This is a genomic window from Nonomuraea sp. NPDC050556, assembly GCF_044457355.1.
GTDB lineage: Bacteria > Actinomycetota > Actinomycetes > Streptosporangiales > Streptosporangiaceae > Nonomuraea.
Genome location: NZ_JBITGU010000001.1, coordinates 1,695,687 through 1,713,008 on the forward strand (window position 1 = coordinate 1,695,687; position 17,322 = coordinate 1,713,008).

Here is a 17,322-nt window from a genome sequence, read left to right on the forward strand (position 1 = left end):
TCGCGCCAGGCGGGGCGAGCGGCTCGGTTGCGGTTCTACCGGTTGTCCAGGCCGTGGATCTCATTCGCGGCCTGGGCGGTGGCCGCGCGTGCTGCCGTGGCGGGACGGACGTCCGGGCCGGGGAGGTCGCGACTGTAGGCGTAGACGACGGCCGCGGTCGCGATGGCGCCGGTGTTGACGGTCAGCGCCTTGTCGTTGATGTTGGCGATGGTGTCGCAGGCCTGGTGGTAGCAGTGGTCGTAGGCGACGCCCGCCGTACCACCGAAGATCGCGGCCTCCTCCGGTGTCTTGATGCCCTCAGCCCCGGTGAACAGGCCACCGGCCGGGATGCCGACCTCGATGAACGGTCCGTAGTCGGAGCGGCCGTCGAAGTCGGTGCCGCTGTGGCCCTGGTGCAGGGCGTCGAAGTACGTCTCGAAGAGCTTCTCGATCTCGTCGGATCCGGGCGGTCCAGCGGGTGCGCCGACGCCGTCGGAGTTGTCACCGTCGTAGATCTTGAAGGCGTAGTTGGGCGAGGCGACCATGTCGTAGTTGAGGTACAGCTTGATCTTCGCCTGCTCCGCCGCCGGCAGGTTGGCCACGTAGAACTCCGACCCGAGCAGTCCGAGCTCCTCCGCGCTCCACCACGCGAACCGGAGGTGGTTCCTGGTGGGGATCCTGCCCAGGGCTTCGGCTAGGGCGAGTTCCGCGGCGGTGCCCGAGCCGTCGTCGTTGATGCCCGGCCCGGCGGGAACGGAGTCGAGGTGTGCCCCGGACATCACGACCTTGCCGGGGTCGCCCCACTTGGAGTCGGCTATGACGTTCCAGGTCGTGCGGATGTCGCTGACCGTGTCGGTCTTGACGTGCATGACGGCGCCGGGCATGCCCGCGAGCTCGTTGCCGACGTCGAAGCTGGTGCCGACCACGGGGATGGACACGGGTTCGCCGAGGTTGCCCTGGAGGGTGGCGGTACGGCCCGGCTGTCCCTCGTTGAAGATGATGACGGCCACGGCGCCGGCGGCCTGGGCGTTCTGCGCCTTGACGATGAAGTTGCAGGTGCCGCGCTGGAGCAGGGCGATGTTGCCGGGGACGAATCCCACGAAGTCGCCCGCCTCGCAGCCGGAGTTGGAGGTGCTGGGGGTCGGGCCGGGCGGCAGGACGAGGTCGACGCTCTGCAGGGTCGCGGTCACGTCGCCGGAGCCGGAGTAGCTCATGGTGGCGAACTCACCCACCGAGGAGCCGTCGGGCGGGGTCGGGACCCCGCGACGTAGTCGCGTGAGGCCTGGTGGCCGCTGGTGCCTGCCGCGCGGGTGCCACCGTTGGCGTTGGCGATGTCCTGCAGGGCCTGCAGGACGCTTCTTGACAGTGGTGCTGGTTCCCCGATTCGGCGGCATTGGTGAACGTATGCCGCGAATCCCGCTCGGGAAAGACCCTTCACTTAACGGAAGGGCCCTTTCCTGAGAAGATTCGGGCTACATGGCTCGGGGTCTGCGAGAAGGGGCGACATGTCCGTCGCGGAGGGCAGCGTTGAGATCACCGTCTCCGACCCGTCGCAGCTGAGGTCGCTGCGCGGCTGGCTGGAACGGGCTCCCGGCATCCGGGTCGAGCAGGCGGCGGGCACACCCGGGCCGGGCGAGCAGGGCGCGGCCGACGTGCTGGTGCTTCTGGCGGGTGGCGGCGGGGCGCTGGCGGTGGCGATCAAGACCCTGCCGGACTTCATCCGCTCGCGCCGCTCCGACATCGAACTCACCCTGAAGACCGAGGGCAAGGAGATCACGGTGAGCGCCAAGAACGCCGACGACATCCAGGCCATCGTCGACGCGTTCCTCGATGCCTGACTTCTCCAGCTCTCGCGCCGTACTGATCGGAGTGGGCACCTACACCCATCTGCCGCCGGTCGGAGCGGCACTCAACAGCCTGGCCCGTTTCGCCTCCGTGCTCACCGGCCCGCTGTGCGGCTGGCCCACCGGCCAGACCGTGGTGCTCTCCGACGTCCGCCAGCCGGGCAAGCTGCCCGACCGGCTGGTGAAGCACTTCGAAGCCGTGCGGGATGTCGCGTTGTTCTACTACGTCGGCCACGGCCAGGTCGACCCGTTCGACACCTTGTGCCTCGGTCTGGTGGACTCCCGCACGGAGGCCATCCGGCGCAGGACCACGAGCCTGCCCTTCGACGCGGTACGGCACGCCCTGGCGAGCAGCCGAGCCCGCGCGAAGATCGTGATCCTGGACTGCTGCTACGCGGGGCTGGCCGCCGAGGGCCCCGGCGCGCTGACCTCCCCCGACCTGCTGAACCACACCCGCGGCACCGGCGCCTACACCCTGGCCGCCGCCGGGGAGTTCGCCACAGCCTGGTACGACACCGACCCGGCGACCCCGAGGCCACAGACCTACTTCACCCAGTACCTGGCCGACGTCATCGAGGCCGGGATCCCCGGCGAGGGCCCGCACCTGGCCCTGGAGCCGATCTTCTACGCCACCTTGGACGCCCTGGCCCGCGACGGCAAACCCCTGCCGACCAGCCGCGCCACCGGCCAGGCAACCAGGATCCCGTTCGCCCGCAACGCCGCCGCCTCCCCACACCCGCGACGTCCCACCACTCAAGCCCCTTCGCCGAAGGACACCGCCCGCAAGCCCAGCAGTCCAGCACCTACAACGGGCACCCCGGAACCGTTCGCGCTCTTGTCCGCGGCGGCCAGAAACCTACCCCCGCTGCTGTCCCGGCGCCGCGCCCTGATCGCCCTGTCCACGGTCGCAGCCGCCAGCGTGATCATCCCCTTGGTCCTGCGCACGAGCCCCAGCGACGACCTCCGTCCCACCCTGTTCGGTGTGCCCCTCGTCGGCCACACCGACTCCGTCGAGGAGGTGGCGCTCGGTGTGCTGAACGGCAAGACCATCGCGGTCTCCGGCAGCCGCGACGACACGGTGCGGGTATGGGATCTGGCCACCACCACCCAGCTCGGCGCACCCCTCACCGGCCACACCAGAAGCGTGTTCGCGATGGCGGTGGGTGTGCTGGACGGCAGGACCATCGCCGTCTCCGGAGGCTACGACCAGACGTTGCGGAGATGGGACCTCGCCACCGCCACCCAGATCGGCGACCCCATCGAACACATCAGCTCCGCCGAGGAGCTGGCAGTGGGTTCGCTGAACGGCAAGGCCATCGCCGTCTCCGGCAGCGGCGACAAGACGTTGCGGAGATGGGATCTCGCCGCGGGCACCGAACTAGGCAACCCCCTCACCGGCCACAACGACACCGTCGCAGCGGTGGCGCTCGGCGTGCTGAACGGCAAGGCCATCGCCGTCTCCGGCAGCCACGACAGGACGTTGCGGAGATGGGATCTGGCCGCGGGCACTCCGTCCGGCCCACCCTTCACCGGCCACGGCGACTCCGTCTATGCGGTGGCGGTCGGCACGCTGAACGACAGGGCCATCGCCGTCTCCGGCAGCGGCGACAAGACGTTGCGGATATGGGATCTCGCCGCGGGCACCCAGCTCGGCGCCCCTCTCACCGGCCACACGGAAGGCGTCAAGGCGGTGGCGCTCGGCACGCTCAACGGCGAAGCCATCGCGGTCTCCGGCAGCGACGACAAGACGTTGAGGGTGTGGGATCTGGCCAACGGCACCCAGCTCGGCAACCCCATCACCGGCCACACGGAAGGCGTCAAGGCGGTGGCGGTCGGCACGCTCAACGGCAGGACCATCGCCGTCTCCGGCAGCGGCGACCGGACCTTGCGGGTATGGATTCTGGGACCGCCGTAGCCGCGTGTCACCAGCCGTACGGGCGTGTTCCTTCTGACGACGGACTATCGGCTGAGGACCGGCGGCAGGGCGCGGAGCGTGGCGAGGACGCGGATCAGGCTCGCGGGTACGGCCAGCAGCAGCGGCCACAGCGCGACCGACGGCACGGAAACGACGGCGACGAGCATCGCCACGTCCAGCGCCATGAGCCCCATCGCCCCGGCCAGGGTCGCCGCGCGGGCTCGCCGGTAGGCGCGCCTCTCCAGCGCGACAGCGAGCAGCGTCCCGGCGACCGCGAGGAGGAGCGCCCCGTAGGTGAGCCGCACCCCCACCGGGATCGGCCAGTTCCAAGCACGGGCGGACACCAGCGAAAGCCCCCAGACCAGCCCCATGAACGGCCCGGTGGCCAGGAGGAGCACGGCCATCCGCCGCCACGGCGAGTCGCGGAAGAACGCCGCCGTGATCGTCTCGGCGTCGCCGAACTCGGCGATCGCCGCCCGAGCCGCCGCGTCCGGATCGTGCCCGTCGAGCTGAGCCTCGTAGGCTTCGTGCAACCCGTCGGCCAGTTCCTCCACCGCCTGCGCCGGAAGCCTGGCGGCCAGGATCGCGAGCTGAGCGGAGATCAGCTCGTGGCCGGCCACGGCCGGGTCCCCAGCGCGGCGCTGACGGCCGCCGCGAACTCCTGCCACCCGGCCCGCTCACCGCTCAGCGCGGCGTGCCCGCTCGAGGTGAGTTCGTAGGTACGGCGACGCCGCCCGCTCACCACCGACCAGCTCCCGCTGATCAGCCCCGCCCGCTCCAGCCGGTGCAGCGCCGGGTAGACGGTGCCGGTCGGCAGGTCGAAGTGCGACTCCCGGAGCGCTTCCTTGACCGCGTAGCCATGGAGCGGCCCGGCTTCGAGCGCGGCGAGCAGCAGCCCGTCGAGATGCCCTTTGAGCGCTTCTGCCCTCATAGGTAGTAACGCTATATCGGACCTTCCGCCGAAGCAATCCCCGGCGTAGCGTCGCTATATATAGCGTTACTACGCAATGGAGGAGGCCGACCCCTGTGTTCTTCGCAACGCTGGCCGTCCACATCGTCGCGGGCCTGACCTGCATCGTCTGCGGAGCCGTGGCGGCTCTGGCCGTCAAAGGCGGTCCACGGCACATCCGGTTCGCGCGCGTCTACCTGTGGGGGCTCGGGGTGGTGTGGGCGTCGATGTCGATCCTGTCGGCGATCCGCTGGCAGCAGAACGCCCCGCTGTTCGCCGTCGGCTCCTTCTCCTTCGCCGCCGCCCTGGTCGGCTACCTCAACAGGAAGCGCCGGCCGTACCTGCACATCGCCGGAATGGGCCTGTCCTACACGGCCCTCCTCACCGGCTTCTACATCGACAACGGCCCGCACCTGCCGCTCTGGGACCAACTCCCCACCTGGACCTACTGGACGCTACCCAGCCTGGTCGGCGTCCCCCTCATCGCCCGTGCGATCCTGCGCCGCCTGAATCGACAAGCTTCTAAGTTGACAGATCTCTAATCAGGGCCCGATACTCCTAGCTGTTTAGACAAGCATCGAAACAGAGGGAGAAGTCATGAGCGGTGGATTCGTCGGAGACATCAACGAGGCCTTCGCACCGCCCGCGTCGGGCGGCTGTTGCGGCTCCCCGGCGGTTGCCGTCGAGGAGCAGGCGGCGACCTGCTGCGGCACGACGCCTGCGGCGGCGGCGGCGAGTGACGCTGGATGCTGCGGGTGACAACCGTGCAAACGCTCGCCGGCGGTCCCTTCACCGGTCGCCGGGTGGGGACCGCTGGCAGCGCGCTCGCCCGCGCCTGGCTGGCCGGGCAGCTCCGGGAGCTCGGCGTCGAGCCGACCGTCGACACCTTCCCGGTCTCCGGCGTGCGGGAGCTGTACGCCGTTCCCACCATGCACTGGACCCGGGACCTGCGGTATCGGCGCGAGTTCGCGGAGGATCTGGCCTCGGCCGACCTGCCGGAGCCCAGGGAGGGCCTCGTGGTGGCCGCAGACTCCCAGGAGTGGCGGGCACGATGGGTGCTGGCGCCCGCGGCCTGGACGGAGCTCCTCGAGCGTGCCGTTCGCGAGGGAGCGGCCGGTCTCGTCGTTCCGCGCGGAACGGACGAGGCCGGGTGGATGCCCAAGATGATCGCCGGTCGGCCCCCGGCCGCTGTGCCGATCCTCGGCGTGCGCAACGACATCCACCGGCAGATGGGCGCCACAGGCGGCTCGCTGACCGCCTCGATGCCCCTGAGAACGGTGGACGTGACCGGGACCAACGTCCACGCCGACCTGATCTCCGGACAGAGCGGGCCCACCGTGCTGCTGACCGCCCACTACGACGGCGTCGGCGACGACCCGCACCAGCGGTTCCCCGCCGCGGCCGACAACGCCTCCGGCGTGGCGGCCGTCCTCGAAGCGGCCCGCCGCCTCAGGGAGGACCCGCCGAAGGGGCTCAACGTCTCGATCGCCTTCCTCGACGCGGAGGAGGCCGGCGCCCACGGCTCCGCCCACCACGCGCCGAAGCTGCCACCGGGGACGATGGTGATCAACATGGACGGCGCAGCCGAGGCGGGCCGACCTGCGGCCGTGGAGGCCGGAGGTCCCGCGCACGCCGTACTGGCGGCACTCGACCGGGCAGGACGCGAGGTCGGCGTCCCGCTGAAGGCCGCGCCGATGGCCTCGGACAACCGCCGCTACGCCGCCGCCGGGCTGGCGGCCGTCGGGATCGGGATGGGCATGCCCGGCTACCAGACCCCGGCGGAGACCCCTGACCGGGTCGATCCCGCGGCGCTGCTGGCAGCGGCGCGCCTCATCACGGCGACGGTCCGGCTCCTCGCTCCCTCTCCTGAAGGAGGTGGCTTCCCGGGGTGAGGGAGCGCAGGAACAGGCGGTCGGCGCCGGGCAGGGCGGCCAGCCTCATGAGCCAGTCGCGGGCGATGATGCGCCGCCGCGTGGCAGGTGCCATCCACTGGATGAAGCGGCGGCCGAACGCCTGGACCTCGCCGATGGCGGGCCGCATGCGGCGCTGGTAACGATCCAGCGCCACCGGGAGGTCACAGGAGGTGAGCTCGTCGGCCAGGATCGACGCGCCCGCCATCGCCATCGACGCCCCGTGCCCGGCGAACAGGGACACGGCCTGGCAGGCGTCACCGAGCAGGACGACGCGACCGGAGCTCCACCGGTCCATCTCCACCTGGGTGATCTGGTCGTAGTACAGCTCTGGCGGGTCAGGGCAGTGGTCGAGGATGTCGGGCAGGATCCAGCCGAGCCCGCCGTACGCCTCTCGCAGGGCCTTGGCCGGGCTCTCGGGAAGGGCGGGGTCCGGCTCCCGCCGTAAGAAGAGGGTGGCGACCCGTCCGTCGCGCAGCGCGTACGCCCCGGCCATCAGACCAGGCACCGTCATCACCTGGTACCGCATGCCCACCTCGCGGCTGAGCTGCTCGTCGGTGAAGGTGTAGGCGGCGACGTGGTGGTCCAGGTAGCGGACGAAACGCTCCTCCGGCCCGAAGGTCAGCTCGCGGACCCGGGAGTGGGCGCCGTCCGCGCCGACCACGAGGTCGACCTCGCGGCTGCTGCCGTCGGTCAGCTCGACCGTCGTGCCGTCCGGCGAGAGGGCGGCGATGCTCGTGCCGTAGGAGATGGGCGAGCGGACGTCGTCGTGGACGGCTCTGGCCAGGTCGGCGCGCAGCAGGCTGATGACCTGCTCCAGACCGCTCTTCATGACCAGCCCGCTGGTCTTGCGGCCGTTTCCGTCGAGGTAGCGGAGCTCGTTGACCGGGTAGCGGGCCTCGCGGAGCCGGGGCGCCAGGCCCATGCGCTCGGCGACCTGGTACCCGGCCCCGTAGAAGTCGATCACGTAGCCGCCGTCGCGGAATCCGGCGGCCCGCTCGACCAGCTCGACCTCCCAGCCGGCCCGCTCCAGGTGCCAGGCCAGCGTCAGCCCGGCGACGCCGGCGCCGCAGATAAGCGCCTTCACGAGAGTCTCACCAGGGCGCGCAAGGGGGTGGCGAGCGCGGCGACGTCGAGGCCGGGATCGAGGCTGTACTGCAGGATCAGCCCGTCCACCGCCGCAGCGAGCACCGTCGCGGTGGCGTCGGCGCCGTCGGTGTGGCCGCGCGCCCGCAGCCATGCGGCGACCACCGCGCGGAACGTCCTGACCATGGCGCCGAGCCGGTCGCGCAGCTCGGGCAGCCTGCCGGACGCCAGGTACATCTCGACGATCAGCAGCGCGGCCGGGTCGCTCCCCGCGTACTCGGACATCATGGCCAGCAGCCAGTCGATGCCGCCGTCGACGTCCTGCTGCTCCGCGAGCTGCGCGCCCATCGCCGCGAGCATGCTCTCGGCGTACGCACAAGAGGCCGCGACCAGCAGATCGCTCACCGAGGCGAAGTGGTAGTGCACCACGCCCGGAGCCACCCCGGCCCGCTCCGCCACCATCCTGGTCGTCACGTTGCCCCAACCGGCCTCGCCGATCAGCGCCACCGCCGCGTCGAACAGGCGCTGCCTGGTCATCCGGCCGCGCTCTCCCGAAGCTGTGCCCGTCATTCCTGGTTACCTGCCCTGGTCGCCCGCCTTGGACGTTTGACCAGATACTAGTTCATGCGAGGCGGACCAGCCACCGGCCGTGCGTCTCCCAGCGTTCCGCGACCGAGAAGCCGCTCGCGTGCGCCAGCCGTTCGATGTCGTCGGCCGACACCACGGCCCAGCCGAACCAGTCGCCGACGGCGGGACCCCGGCGCAGCCGTACGCGATCCACCCTGCTCCGGGTGCCGGGCGGGTCCACCTCCGCCAGGACCGTGCCGCCCGTACGGAGGAGCTGGCCGACCCGGCGGAGCAGGGCCTGCGGGTGGCCGCCGATGCCGATGTTGCCGTCGGCCAGCAGCGCGGTGGTCCACTGGCCGCCTGCCGGTACCTCGCCGAAGACGTCACGCAGCAGGGCGAAGCCTCCGGCCCTGCGGGTGAGCGCGACGGCCGAGGGGGTGATGTCGATGCCGAGCGCGTGGACGCCGCGCCGGGCGAGCGCGGCGGTGAGCCGCCCCGGACCGGACCCGATGTCCAGGGTGGGGCTGGCGCAGCGGCTGAGGAGGGCCTCGTCGCCGTCGATCGGCTCGAACCAGCGGGCGGTTTCCAGCGCGAGGCGGGTGCCGTCGACGTATTCGAGCTCGGCGGGCGCACCTGCGAGCGCGTCGGCGTAGATCTCCCCCATCATCCGGCCAGCCCCCGAAGGGCCGTGGCGAAATGGGAGCTGGGGGCTTCCGACGCCACCTTGCGTGCGTCGGCCACGGTGTCCACGTCGGTCAGCTCCGGGAGGAAACCGACGCTGAGCCCGGCCCTGTCGAGCCGGTCGAGCTGGAGTTTCCCGGTCTCCGGATGCGACATGGGCACCCCGAGCAGCAGGCCGGGATCGGGCTCGCGCAGGCCGAGCAGCCAGAACCCGCCGTCGGCCGCGGGGCCGTACACCGCGTCGTGGCGATCGAGCGCCTCGCCCGCCTCGCGCAGCAGGCCGGGGGTGACCTGCGGGGTGTCCATGCCGATGAGCACGACCGGCTCGGGACACAGGCGGTGGGCGTCGGCGAAGGCGGCGGCCAGGCGCTCGTCCAGTCCCCCGCCCCGCTGCGGGATCACCACGAACCCGCCGGGCAGCCAGCTCCCCGGCAGCCCCTCCAGGGCGAGCACGCGCTGGGTCGCCGGGGTCGCCGCGACCGCCAGCAGGCTGTCCCTCAGCGAGGCCGCGGCCAGGGACGCGGCCTGGACGGGAGTGAACGGAGGGGTCAGCCGGGTCTTGACCCGTCCCGGCACCGGCTCCTTGGCGATGATCAGTATCTGGGTCATCGGACCACCCTGCGTACGGCGACAGCCATAGCTGCCGCGAGGTAGAAGAAGATCGCGGGGTTGGTGTGCGACATCGGCCCGGCCACGTAGGCGACCGCGCCCGCCAGCGCCACCCCGAGCCACTCCCAGCGGCCGGTAATGGCGGCCAGCGCGACGACCAGGAGCGCGTACCAGGAGTAGCCGGGGGTGAACAGCAGGAGCAGCGCCCCGCTGACCAGCAGCGCACCTTCCATCGGCCGGTCGGGATCCCCCTTGACCAGGACGTACAGGGCGACCAGCCCCAGGATCAGGATCGCGGCGAAGGGCGCCCAGGCGTCCGGCAGCAGCAGCCGCAGGATGAGGTAGCGGTTGCCCACCCCCGGCTCGCCGTACCGCTCCTCCTGCAGGTAGCCAGGCAGGAAGCCGAGGACGGGCCCGTCCGAGACCAGCACGTACGGCACGTAGGCCAGCGCCACGACCGCGACGGCTGGCACCGTGATCCTCAGCGTGCGCCGCCAGTCCAGCCCCCCGGCCAGCACGCCGGACAGGGCTCCGGGCAGCGCCGTCGCGGGCAGCAGCTTGGCCGCGACCGCCGCCCCGAGCAGCGCGCCCCTCCCCCTGGCGACGCTGAAGGCCACCACGACGAGCAGCACGCCGAGGATGTCCACGTGCGCGTTGTTGACGGCCTCGATCGGTACGGCGGGGCACCACGCCCACACCGCTCCCCACGGCCGCCGCCAGACGATGAGCAACACCAGGACGGCCATGACGAACCCGCCGAGCTGCAGCACCTTGTGCCGCGACCCCTCGGGGGAGAGCCAGTGGACCAGCAGGAAGTACCCCTCGGCCAGCGGCGGGTAGATGGTGGGAACCGTCGGCCGGTTGATCCTGCTGCAGCCGCCCTCGGGCAGGGGGTGGCGGTCGCGTACGCCGCAGTCGCCGGGAAAGAGCCAGCTCTCCCGCAGCCCGGCGAGCGCGGGGTCGGCCGGGGGGTGGTCGTAGGGCGAGATGCCCGCCGCCTGCACCTCGCCGTCCCAGGCGTATCGGTAGGAGTCGGTGCTGGTGCTCGGCGGGCCGATCAGCCCGGTGGCCGCCATGACGATCCCGCCCCCGAGGACCAGCACGGACAGCGACCGCGCAGGCAGCGCCCTGGACAGCCTGAGGGCGGCGAAGAACAGCCCCCAGGCCACCAGGTACCAGCCCAGGCCGGGGCCGGCGGCCGTCAGGCCGACCAGCACCGCCGCCAATCCGGCCAGGACGGCGCCGACCGGCAACACACGTCGGTTCACAGCCGGGAGCGTGCCACCTCAGGGGCCGTTCGAGTCCGGTCGCGAGGGGACCGTTCACACCTCGTAAGAAGTCTTACGAACCGCGAACGCGCCTTACCCGCGGGCGCTGCCGGGGTTAGCGTCGGCCGGGTGAAGGTCATGGTCACCGGCTCGGCCGGGTTCATCGGTAGTCATGTCGTCGAGGCTTTCGAGAGCGCCGGACACGCGGTGCTCCGGCTCGACCTGAAGGGCGGCCACGACGTGCGTGACGACGCCGTGCTCGACCGGCTGCTGCCCGGCGTGGACCTGGTGGTGCACCAGGCCGCCAAGGTCGGCCTGGGCGTGGACGTGGCCGACCTGCCCGCCTACGCCTCCGTCAACGTGTACGGCACCGCCGTCCTGCTGGCCGCGATGGCCAGGCACGGCGTGGGACGGCTGGTCCTGGCCTCCTCGATGGTCGTCTACGGCGAGGGCGCCTACGACTGCCCCGACCACGGCCGGACCAGGCCGGGCCCGCGCTCCACCCAGGACCTCGGAAGCGGCCGCTTCGAGCCCGCCTGCCCGGTGTGCGGCGCGGCGCTGGAGCGGGCGACCGTCAGCGAGGACGACCCGCTCGATCCGCGCAACGCCTACGCCACGACCAAGCTCGCCCAGGAGCACCTGGCGGCCAACTGGGCGCGCGAGACAGGAGGCGACGCGGTGGCGCTCAGGTACCACAACGTGTACGGCCCGCGGATGCCGCGCGACACCCCCTACTCCGGCGTGGCCGCGATCTTCCGGTCGGCGCTGGAGGCGGGCAGGGCGCCGAGGGTGTTCGAGGACGGCAGGCAGACCCGCGACTTCGTCCACGTGCGCGACGTCGCCCTGGCCAACCTGGCAGCAGCCGGATCCCCAGCTCCACCGGGCCTCCTGACCAGCTACAACGTCGCCAGCGGAACCCCGCACACGATCGGCGAGATGGCCACGGCGCTCGCCGCCGTGCACGGCGGGCCTGAGCCCGTCGTCACCGGCGAGTACCGGCTGGGCGACGTGCGGCACATCGTCGCCGCCCCCGACCGCGCCCGCACGGGCCTCGGGTTCCAGGCGACGATCTCGTTCGAGGACGGGATGAAGGAGTTCGCCACCTCATGACCATCGACGTCATCCTGCCCTGCCTCGACGAGGCGGCCGCGCTCCCCTGGATCCTGGAGCGGATGCCGCCCGGATATACCGCGATCGTGGCCGACAACGGCTCCACCGACGGCTCCGCCGAGCTCGCGGCCGGGCTCGGCGCGCGCGTGGTCCACGAGCCCGTCCGCGGGTTCGGCGCGGCCTGCCACGCGGGCCTGCTGGCGGCCACGGCGGACGTCGTCTGCTTCATGGACGCCGACGCCTCGCTCGACCCGCGCCAGCTGCCCCGCGTGACCGAACCTGTCCTGGCGGGTACGGCGGACCTGGTGCTCGGCAGGCGGATGCCGCGGACGCGGGCAGCCTGGCCAGCACATGCTCGGCTCGGCAACGCCGTACTGGCCAGGAATCTGCGCCGCCGTACCGGAGCGCCCCTGCACGATCTGGGGCCGATGCGCGCCTGCTCCCGCGCGGGGTTGATCGCGCTCGGCCTGACCGACCGGCGGTTCGGCTACCCGCTGGAGATGGTGCTGCGAGCCTCCAGCGCGGGGTGGCGCGTGGCCGAGGTCGAGGTGGACTACCTCGCGCGCAGCGGCCGCTCCAAGGTCACCGGCACGGTCCGCGGCACCCTGCGTGCCGTGGCCGACATGCGCAGGGTGCTGGCGGGCTGAGGTTCCGGCGTCGGCGGGTCAGGCGGCGCAGGTCGCCTGGGCGCGTAGTTGCCACGTGCCGTTCTGGGTGGGGGTGGAGCGGTGGGCCCGGATGAGGACGAGGTTGGGCTCGACGGAGGTGAAGGAGTACAGGTGGGTGTCGCCCGCCGTACTCGGGATGATCAGCCCGCCGGTGCCGTGCACCGTGGTCCCGGGCGGGCAGGTGACCTGGACGGCGCTGTCGGGCTGGCCGTTCGAGGCGACCTGGTTCTCGACCACCGCGTAGCCGGTGGGCTGGTTGGCGCACACGACGGTGGCGATCATGTCCCAGGTGCCCGAGAACCCGGCCACCACCTCGTCGCCGATGGCGAAGGCGCCGTCACGGGCGTTGTTGACCACGGCGCCGCGCAGGGTGACCTGGTTGGATCCGCGCACGGTGCCCCCAGGGGCGAGCGCCTTGCGTCCGGGCGAGCAGGTCGCCGCGGCGGTCTTGGGGGTGACCGAGCTGCCGGCGACGGTGACGCTTCTGATCTCGTATCCGGCGGGCGCGGGGGCGCAGATCGCCCGCGCGGCGACGCTCCAGTTCGAGGCGAAGGGGCGCAGTTCCTCGGCGATGACGGTGTACCCGTAGCGTCCGTCGACCACGGAGCGGAACGGCGTGACGGTCCTGAACTTGACCGAGTCGCTGCCCAGCGCCTGCAGCGCCGCACCCCCGCCGACCACGACGGTGCCCGACGGGCAGAAGGCGCGGGCGGTCTTGCTCGCGGTGGAGTCGCCGGCGGAGTTGGCGAAGACGGCGGTACGGCCGGGCACCGCGGCCGACGCGGCGGCGGTGGTGACGAGCTGCCCGGCGAGCGCGGCGGCGGCCAGGGCGACCGTGGCGATGATCTTCATGGGGTCCTCCCAGGGTTTGAGCTGATGCCCGTCATGGCACCACCGAGAGGGGGCGCGTTCTGTGCACGAATGCACACGCGGAGTGCGCACATCTACGGCGTAACGCCTGGCCGTGATTCCGACACTGACGCGCATGTACAACGATCTGCGGGCCCTGTTCATCAACTGCACGCTCAAGCGGGGGCCGGAACGCAGCCACACCCAGGGACTGATCGACGTCAGCGCGCACATCATGGAGAAGCAGGGCGTCCAGGTGGACCAGCTGCGCGCGGTCGACCACGACATCGCCACCGGCGTGTGGCCGGACATGACCGAGCACGGCTGGGAAAGCGATGAGTGGCCCGCCATCTACCAGCGCGTGCTCGCCGCCGACATCCTCGTCATCGCCGGACCGATCTGGCTGGGCGACAACAGCTCGGTCACCAAGAAGGTCATCGAGCGGCTGTACGCCTGCTCCAGCCTGCTCAACGACGCGGGACAGTACGCCTACTACGGGCGCGTGGGCGGCTGCCTGATCACCGGCAACGAGGACGGCGTCAAGCACTGCGCCATGAACGTCCTCTACAGCCTGCAGCACCTGGGCTACCTGATCCCGCCGCAGGCCGACGCGGGCTGGATCGGCGCGGCCGGGCCCGGCCCCTCCTACCTCGACCCGGGCTCCGGCGGGCCGGAGAACGACTTCACCAACCGCAACACCACGTTCATGACGTGGAACCTGCTCCACCTGGCCCGCATGCTCAAGGACGCCGGTGGCATCCCCGCGCACGGCAACCAGCGCTCGGAGTGGGACGCGGGGTGCCGGTTCGACTTCGAGAATCCCGAGTACCGCTAGCGGAGAAACCCGCATGATGGGCGCATGGCGTCTCTGCCGCAGGATGCGGACATCGTCGCGGCGCTGCGCGCGGGCGACGAGACGATGTTCGCATCCCTGCTGGACGCCTGGTCGCGGAACATGCTGTGGCTCGCCCGCGCCTACGTCTCGACCGACGACTCGGCGCAGGAGGTGCTGCAGGACACCTGGCTGGGGGTGCTGCGGGGGCTGGCCGGTTTCCAGGGGCGGTCGGCGTTCAAGACGTGGGTGTACCGGATCCTGGTCAACACCGCCAAGAAGCGCGGCGCGAGCGAGAGCCGTACGGTGCCCTGGAGCAGCGTCGCCTCCCCCACGGTCGACCCGGCGCGGTTCCGCGACGGGCACTGGAAGGAGTTCCCCGCCGCCTGGCCAGACCCGGAGGGCGCGGCGCTGGCCGCCGAGGTGCGCGAGCAGATCGGCGCCGCCCTCGCCGGGCTGCCGCCGCGGCAGCGGGCCGTGATCACGTTGCGGGACGCCGAGGGCTACAGCTCGGCGGAGGTCTGCGAGATCCTGGAGATCACCGCGATCAACCAGCGGGTGGTGCTGCACCGCGCCCGCGCAGCCGTACGGGAGCGTATGGAGAAGTACATGGAGCGGCGGGCATGACCTGCGCCGAGCTCGTCGAACTCGTCACCGCCTACCTCGACGGCGAGCTGGCCGACCGCGAGCGCTTCGAGGCGCACCTGGCCGAGTGCGAGGGCTGCGAACGCTACCTGGACCAGTTCCGCACGGTCGCCAGTGTGGTGGGCGACCTGGTCCCGCCACCCCCGGACCCCGGCGTGCGCGACCGCCTCCTCGCCGCGTTCCGCGACTGGTATCGGACGTGATCACCACTGGGCGATGAGCGGCGTGCCCGGTTCACGCTGCCGCCAGGCCTCGGCGAGGCGGACCAGGCGGGTGGCGGCCGCGATGCCGATCACGGTTGCGACCCTGCCGTTGGCGAGGTCGAACGCCAGGACGCCGACGACCCGGTCGGCGAGCACGAAGAGGATCGCGGGAGCGCCGTTGACCGACGCGTAGTGGATGGCGAGCGTGCCACCGGCGAGCCGCCGCTTCGCGGGGGTGGGCTTGAGACCGGCCCTGGCGACGGCGGCGATGCGCTCCGGCGTGTCGTACCGCAGCAGCTTCTCGGCCAGACCGGCGCCGTCGGAGATCGCGATCGCGTCGTCGGTGAGCAGCGGCACCAACCGTTCCGTCCGGCCGGAGGAGGCGGCGAAGAGGAACTCCGCCACGATCCTGCGGGCGGAGGCCGGGTCGACCTCGGCGCCGCGGCGGCGCCCGGCGGTGATGCGGTGCCTGGCCCGGTGGAGGTGCTGCTGGCTCGCGGACTCGGTGATGTCGAGCATCCCGGCGATCTCGGCGTGGCCGTACGAGAACGCTTCGCGCAGGATGTAGACGGCCCGCTCCACGGGTGACAGGTGTTCCATGAGGGTGAGTACGGCCAGCGAGACCGATTCGCGCTGCTCGAAGGTGTCGGCGGGGCCGAGCATCGGGTCGCCGTCGAGGAGTGGTTCCGGCAGCCAGGCGCCGGCGCTGCGCTCGCGGCGGGCCTGTGCCGAGCGGAGCCGGTCGATGCACAGATTGGTGACGACCTTGGTCAGCCATGCCTCGGGCACCTCGATCCGCTGCCGGTCGGCGGCCTGCCAGTGCAGGAACGCGTCCTGCACGGCGTCTTCCGCGTCGGCCGCGGAGCCCAGCAACCGGTACGCCAGCGAGGCCAGCCGGTTCCGGCTGGCCTCGAACCGGCCGGTGTCGAAGGGGTCGGTGGCGCTGCTGTCCACGCGGTCCACCCTAGCTATTTCAGGGCCTTCGGCTGCTCGATGGCCAGGCGGTGCCTGCGCGCGGGCAGGCGGAAGGTCGGGTGCGCGATGGTCCACAGCGACATCCTGAGGATGCCCAGCTTGATCCTCGCGGCCGTGCGGCCGCCCACGTACGCCGGTCGCGCCCGCGCTTCGCCGTCGACCGGCTGCAGGATCCCGTCCCGCCGCCCGAGGCTGATGTGGTTGCCCACGTACCTCAGCTTGGTGCCATTTACCTCGCGGCCGGTCAGGCGTCCCACGATGGCCTTCATGGCCCGCATCCCGGTGAACCCGGCCGAGGCGCAGGACATCGGCATCGGCAGGCCGTTGTCACCGATGGCGTGGGCGCTGTCGCCCGCGGCGTAGACGTTCTGGTGCGAGACCGAGCGCATGGTCCGGTCGACGATGATCTGACCGTTCCCGGTGACCTCCAGCCCGCTCGCGGCGGCGATCGGGTTCACCGCGAACCCGGCCGCCCACACGGTGGCGTCGGACGCCACGATGGTGCCGTCGGCGCACCGCACCCGCGTCGCCTCGACGGCTTCGACGCAGGTGTGCTCCAGGACGGTGACGCCCAGCCGGTCACAGGCCCTGCGCAGGTGGCCGCGGGCCCCGGCGGACAGCCGGGCGCCCAGCTCGCCGCGGGCGACCAGCGCCACCGACAGGTTCGGCCGGGACTCCGCGAGCTCGGTGGCGGTCTCGATGCCGGTCAGTCCGTCGCCGACGACCAGCACCCTTCCGCCCGCGCCGAGGCCGTCGAGACGCTCCCGCAGGCGCAGCGCCGCCGGGCGGGTCGTGACGTGGAAGGCGTGCTCGGCGACGCCCGGAACGCCGTGGTCGGCTACGGCGCTGCCGAGCGCGTAGAGGAGGGTGTCGTAGGCGAGCTCCCCGCCGCCGTGGGCATCGGCCACGTCGACGACCTGACGTTCGGGATCGACGGCCGTGACGCGGGCCAGGCGCAGCCGTACCCCCGTGCCCGCGAAGACGTCGGTCAGCTTCCGTGCCTCGATCACCTGGCCGGCGGCGAGCTGGTGCAGCCGCAACCGCTCGACGAAGTGCGGCTCGGCGTTGACCACGGTGATCTCGGTGTCCGCAGGGGACAGCCGCCGAGCCAGGGTCCCGGCCACGTAGGCCCCGGCGTAACCGGCGCCGAGGACGACGATGCGGTGTGTCATGAGGTGCTCCCGTCGGATCGCCTGCTCTCTCCGGGTTGAGCGAGACAGCGCCCCGATTGC

Annotated in this window: 21 protein-coding genes; 10 read left to right on the forward strand and 11 right to left on the reverse strand. The window is 71.9% G+C overall.

Going from position 1 to position 17,322, the window contains the following annotated elements:
• Positions 1-35: 35 nt before the first annotated feature.
• On the reverse strand, positions 36-1,193 hold the full coding sequence (locus ACIBG8_RS08580) for a M28 family metallopeptidase (RefSeq protein WP_397341971.1): 1,158 nt from the start codon (positions 1,191-1,193) through the stop codon (positions 36-38).
• 291 nt (positions 1,194-1,484) lie between these two features.
• Here ACIBG8_RS08580 and ACIBG8_RS08585 point away from each other — a divergent pair, with 291 nt between their 5' ends.
• Complete coding sequence (locus ACIBG8_RS08585) at positions 1,485-1,817, forward strand: hypothetical protein (RefSeq protein ID WP_397341972.1); 333 nt, start codon at positions 1,485-1,487, stop codon at positions 1,815-1,817.
• Positions 1,810-3,738, forward strand: coding sequence for a hypothetical protein (locus ACIBG8_RS08590; RefSeq protein WP_397341973.1), 1,929 nt, complete (start codon positions 1,810-1,812; stop codon positions 3,736-3,738). Before ACIBG8_RS08585 ends, ACIBG8_RS08590 begins: the two co-directional genes overlap by 8 nt.
• Positions 3,739-3,782: 44 nt before the next feature.
• Here the strand turns inward: ACIBG8_RS08590 and ACIBG8_RS08595 are convergent, their stop codons facing one another.
• Complete coding sequence (locus ACIBG8_RS08595; RefSeq protein ID WP_397341974.1) at positions 3,783-4,358, reverse strand: permease prefix domain 1-containing protein; 576 nt, start codon at positions 4,356-4,358, stop codon at positions 3,783-3,785.
• On the reverse strand, positions 4,340-4,669 hold the full coding sequence (locus ACIBG8_RS08600; protein WP_397341976.1) for a PadR family transcriptional regulator: 330 nt from the start codon (positions 4,667-4,669) through the stop codon (positions 4,340-4,342). Before ACIBG8_RS08600 ends, ACIBG8_RS08595 begins: the two co-directional genes overlap by 19 nt.
• Before the next feature lie 95 nt (positions 4,670-4,764).
• On the opposite strand from ACIBG8_RS08600, the gene ACIBG8_RS08605 reads away from it, so the two are divergent.
• From ACIBG8_RS08605 to ACIBG8_RS08615, 3 genes are read left to right on the forward strand one after another with little or no spacing between them, the layout of a single operon-like run.
• Positions 4,765-5,229, forward strand: a complete 465-nt coding sequence (locus ACIBG8_RS08605) for a hypothetical protein (protein WP_397341977.1) — start codon at positions 4,765-4,767, stop codon at positions 5,227-5,229.
• 55 nt (positions 5,230-5,284) lie between these two features.
• The gene (locus ACIBG8_RS08610) at positions 5,285-5,446 is read left to right on the forward strand and encodes a hypothetical protein (protein WP_397341978.1); all 162 of its coding nucleotides are present in this window, start codon (positions 5,285-5,287) and stop codon (positions 5,444-5,446) included.
• A complete protein-coding gene (locus ACIBG8_RS08615; RefSeq protein ID WP_397341979.1) occupies positions 5,443-6,579 on the forward strand; it encodes a M28 family metallopeptidase in 1,137 nt (378 codons plus the stop codon). Before ACIBG8_RS08610 ends, ACIBG8_RS08615 begins: the two co-directional genes overlap by 4 nt.
• Here the strand turns inward: ACIBG8_RS08615 and ACIBG8_RS08620 are convergent.
• From ACIBG8_RS08620 to ACIBG8_RS08640, 5 genes are read right to left on the reverse strand one after another with little or no spacing between them, the layout of a single operon-like run.
• Positions 6,521-7,684, reverse strand: a complete 1,164-nt coding sequence (locus ACIBG8_RS08620; RefSeq protein ID WP_397341980.1) for an FAD-dependent monooxygenase — start codon at positions 7,682-7,684, stop codon at positions 6,521-6,523. The two genes, ACIBG8_RS08615 and ACIBG8_RS08620, sit on opposite strands and share 59 nt — an antisense overlap.
• On the reverse strand, positions 7,681-8,253 hold the full coding sequence (locus ACIBG8_RS08625) for a TetR/AcrR family transcriptional regulator (RefSeq protein ID WP_397341981.1): 573 nt from the start codon (positions 8,251-8,253) through the stop codon (positions 7,681-7,683). Before ACIBG8_RS08625 ends, ACIBG8_RS08620 begins: the two co-directional genes overlap by 4 nt.
• A 52-nt stretch (positions 8,254-8,305) precedes the next feature.
• A complete protein-coding gene (locus tag ACIBG8_RS08630) occupies positions 8,306-8,917 on the reverse strand; it encodes a class I SAM-dependent methyltransferase (RefSeq protein WP_397341982.1) in 612 nt (203 codons plus the stop codon).
• Complete coding sequence (locus ACIBG8_RS08635; RefSeq protein ID WP_397341983.1) at positions 8,914-9,540, reverse strand: TIGR04282 family arsenosugar biosynthesis glycosyltransferase; 627 nt, start codon at positions 9,538-9,540, stop codon at positions 8,914-8,916. The genes ACIBG8_RS08630 and ACIBG8_RS08635 overlap by 4 nt, the downstream gene beginning before the upstream one ends.
• Positions 9,537-10,808, reverse strand: coding sequence for a hypothetical protein (locus ACIBG8_RS08640; protein ID WP_397341984.1), 1,272 nt, complete (start codon positions 10,806-10,808; stop codon positions 9,537-9,539). Before ACIBG8_RS08640 ends, ACIBG8_RS08635 begins: the two co-directional genes overlap by 4 nt.
• A gap of 129 nt (positions 10,809-10,937) precedes the next feature.
• Here ACIBG8_RS08640 and ACIBG8_RS08645 point away from each other — a divergent pair, with 129 nt between their 5' ends.
• Both ACIBG8_RS08645 and ACIBG8_RS08650 read left to right on the forward strand, forming a co-directional pair.
• Positions 10,938-11,918, forward strand: coding sequence for an NAD-dependent epimerase/dehydratase family protein (locus tag ACIBG8_RS08645; RefSeq protein ID WP_397341985.1), 981 nt, complete (start codon positions 10,938-10,940; stop codon positions 11,916-11,918).
• Entirely contained in the window at positions 11,915-12,565 is a 651-nt protein-coding gene (locus ACIBG8_RS08650; protein ID WP_397341986.1) for a glycosyltransferase family 2 protein, read from the forward strand. Before ACIBG8_RS08645 ends, ACIBG8_RS08650 begins: the two co-directional genes overlap by 4 nt.
• A gap of 18 nt (positions 12,566-12,583) precedes the next feature.
• Here ACIBG8_RS08650 and ACIBG8_RS08655 read toward each other — a convergent pair whose 3' ends face one another.
• Positions 12,584-13,438 (reverse strand): hypothetical protein, encoded by an 855-nt coding sequence (locus ACIBG8_RS08655; protein ID WP_397341987.1) that lies wholly within the window; start codon positions 13,436-13,438, stop codon positions 12,584-12,586.
• Positions 13,439-13,571: 133 nt separating this feature from the next.
• Here ACIBG8_RS08655 and ACIBG8_RS08660 point away from each other — a divergent pair, with 133 nt between their 5' ends.
• The 3 genes from ACIBG8_RS08660 to ACIBG8_RS08670 are packed head-to-tail and all read left to right on the forward strand — an operon-like array spanning position 13,572 to position 15,115.
• A complete protein-coding gene (locus tag ACIBG8_RS08660) occupies positions 13,572-14,270 on the forward strand; it encodes a flavodoxin family protein (protein ID WP_397341989.1) in 699 nt (232 codons plus the stop codon).
• A 24-nt stretch (positions 14,271-14,294) separates the two neighbouring features.
• Positions 14,295-14,894: an RNA polymerase sigma factor gene (locus tag ACIBG8_RS08665; protein ID WP_397341991.1), complete on the forward strand. Its 600-nt coding sequence runs from the start codon at positions 14,295-14,297 to the stop codon at positions 14,892-14,894.
• On the forward strand, positions 14,891-15,115 hold the full coding sequence (locus tag ACIBG8_RS08670) for an anti-sigma factor family protein (protein WP_397341992.1): 225 nt from the start codon (positions 14,891-14,893) through the stop codon (positions 15,113-15,115). Before ACIBG8_RS08665 ends, ACIBG8_RS08670 begins: the two co-directional genes overlap by 4 nt.
• On the opposite strand, the gene ACIBG8_RS08675 is transcribed toward ACIBG8_RS08670, so the two are convergent.
• Both ACIBG8_RS08675 and ACIBG8_RS08680 read right to left on the reverse strand, forming a co-directional pair.
• Positions 15,116-16,069 carry a sigma-70 family RNA polymerase sigma factor gene (locus ACIBG8_RS08675; protein ID WP_397341993.1) on the reverse strand — a complete coding sequence of 318 codons (954 nt, stop codon included), beginning with the start codon at positions 16,067-16,069 and terminating at the stop codon, positions 15,116-15,118. It lies immediately after the preceding gene.
• A gap of 14 nt (positions 16,070-16,083) precedes the next feature.
• A complete protein-coding gene (locus ACIBG8_RS08680) occupies positions 16,084-17,262 on the reverse strand; it encodes an NAD(P)/FAD-dependent oxidoreductase (protein ID WP_397341994.1) in 1,179 nt (392 codons plus the stop codon).
• Between the last annotated feature and the right edge of the window lie 60 nt (positions 17,263-17,322).

What these genes read in the sequence shown, in the direction of transcription:
- ACIBG8_RS08625 (WP_397341981.1), bottom strand. Translation starts at nt 8,253, where the DNA reads ATGACGGGCACAGCTTCGGGAGAGCGCGGCCGGATGACCAGGCAGCGC.
- ACIBG8_RS08680 (WP_397341994.1), bottom strand. Translation starts at nt 17,262, where the DNA reads ATGACACACCGCATCGTCGTCCTCGGCGCCGGTTACGCCGGGGCCTAC.
- ACIBG8_RS08650 (WP_397341986.1), top strand. Translation starts at nt 11,915, where the DNA reads ATGACCATCGACGTCATCCTGCCCTGCCTCGACGAGGCGGCCGCGCTC.
- ACIBG8_RS08655 (WP_397341987.1), bottom strand. Translation starts at nt 13,438, where the DNA reads ATGAAGATCATCGCCACGGTCGCCCTGGCCGCCGCCGCGCTCGCCGGG.
- ACIBG8_RS08580 (WP_397341971.1), bottom strand. Translation starts at nt 1,193, where the DNA reads ATGAGCTACTCCGGCTCCGGCGACGTGACCGCGACCCTGCAGAGCGTC.
- ACIBG8_RS08585 (WP_397341972.1), top strand. Translation starts at nt 1,485, where the DNA reads ATGTCCGTCGCGGAGGGCAGCGTTGAGATCACCGTCTCCGACCCGTCG.
- ACIBG8_RS08635 (WP_397341983.1), bottom strand. Translation starts at nt 9,540, where the DNA reads ATGACCCAGATACTGATCATCGCCAAGGAGCCGGTGCCGGGACGGGTC.
- ACIBG8_RS08670 (WP_397341992.1), top strand. Translation starts at nt 14,891, where the DNA reads ATGACCTGCGCCGAGCTCGTCGAACTCGTCACCGCCTACCTCGACGGC.
- ACIBG8_RS08590 (WP_397341973.1), top strand. Translation starts at nt 1,810, where the DNA reads ATGCCTGACTTCTCCAGCTCTCGCGCCGTACTGATCGGAGTGGGCACC.
- ACIBG8_RS08660 (WP_397341989.1), top strand. Translation starts at nt 13,572, where the DNA reads ATGTACAACGATCTGCGGGCCCTGTTCATCAACTGCACGCTCAAGCGG.
- ACIBG8_RS08665 (WP_397341991.1), top strand. Translation starts at nt 14,295, where the DNA reads ATGGCGTCTCTGCCGCAGGATGCGGACATCGTCGCGGCGCTGCGCGCG.
- ACIBG8_RS08610 (WP_397341978.1), top strand. Translation starts at nt 5,285, where the DNA reads ATGAGCGGTGGATTCGTCGGAGACATCAACGAGGCCTTCGCACCGCCC.
- ACIBG8_RS08630 (WP_397341982.1), bottom strand. Translation starts at nt 8,917, where the DNA reads ATGATGGGGGAGATCTACGCCGACGCGCTCGCAGGTGCGCCCGCCGAG.
- ACIBG8_RS08600 (WP_397341976.1), bottom strand. Translation starts at nt 4,669, where the DNA reads ATGAGGGCAGAAGCGCTCAAAGGGCATCTCGACGGGCTGCTGCTCGCC.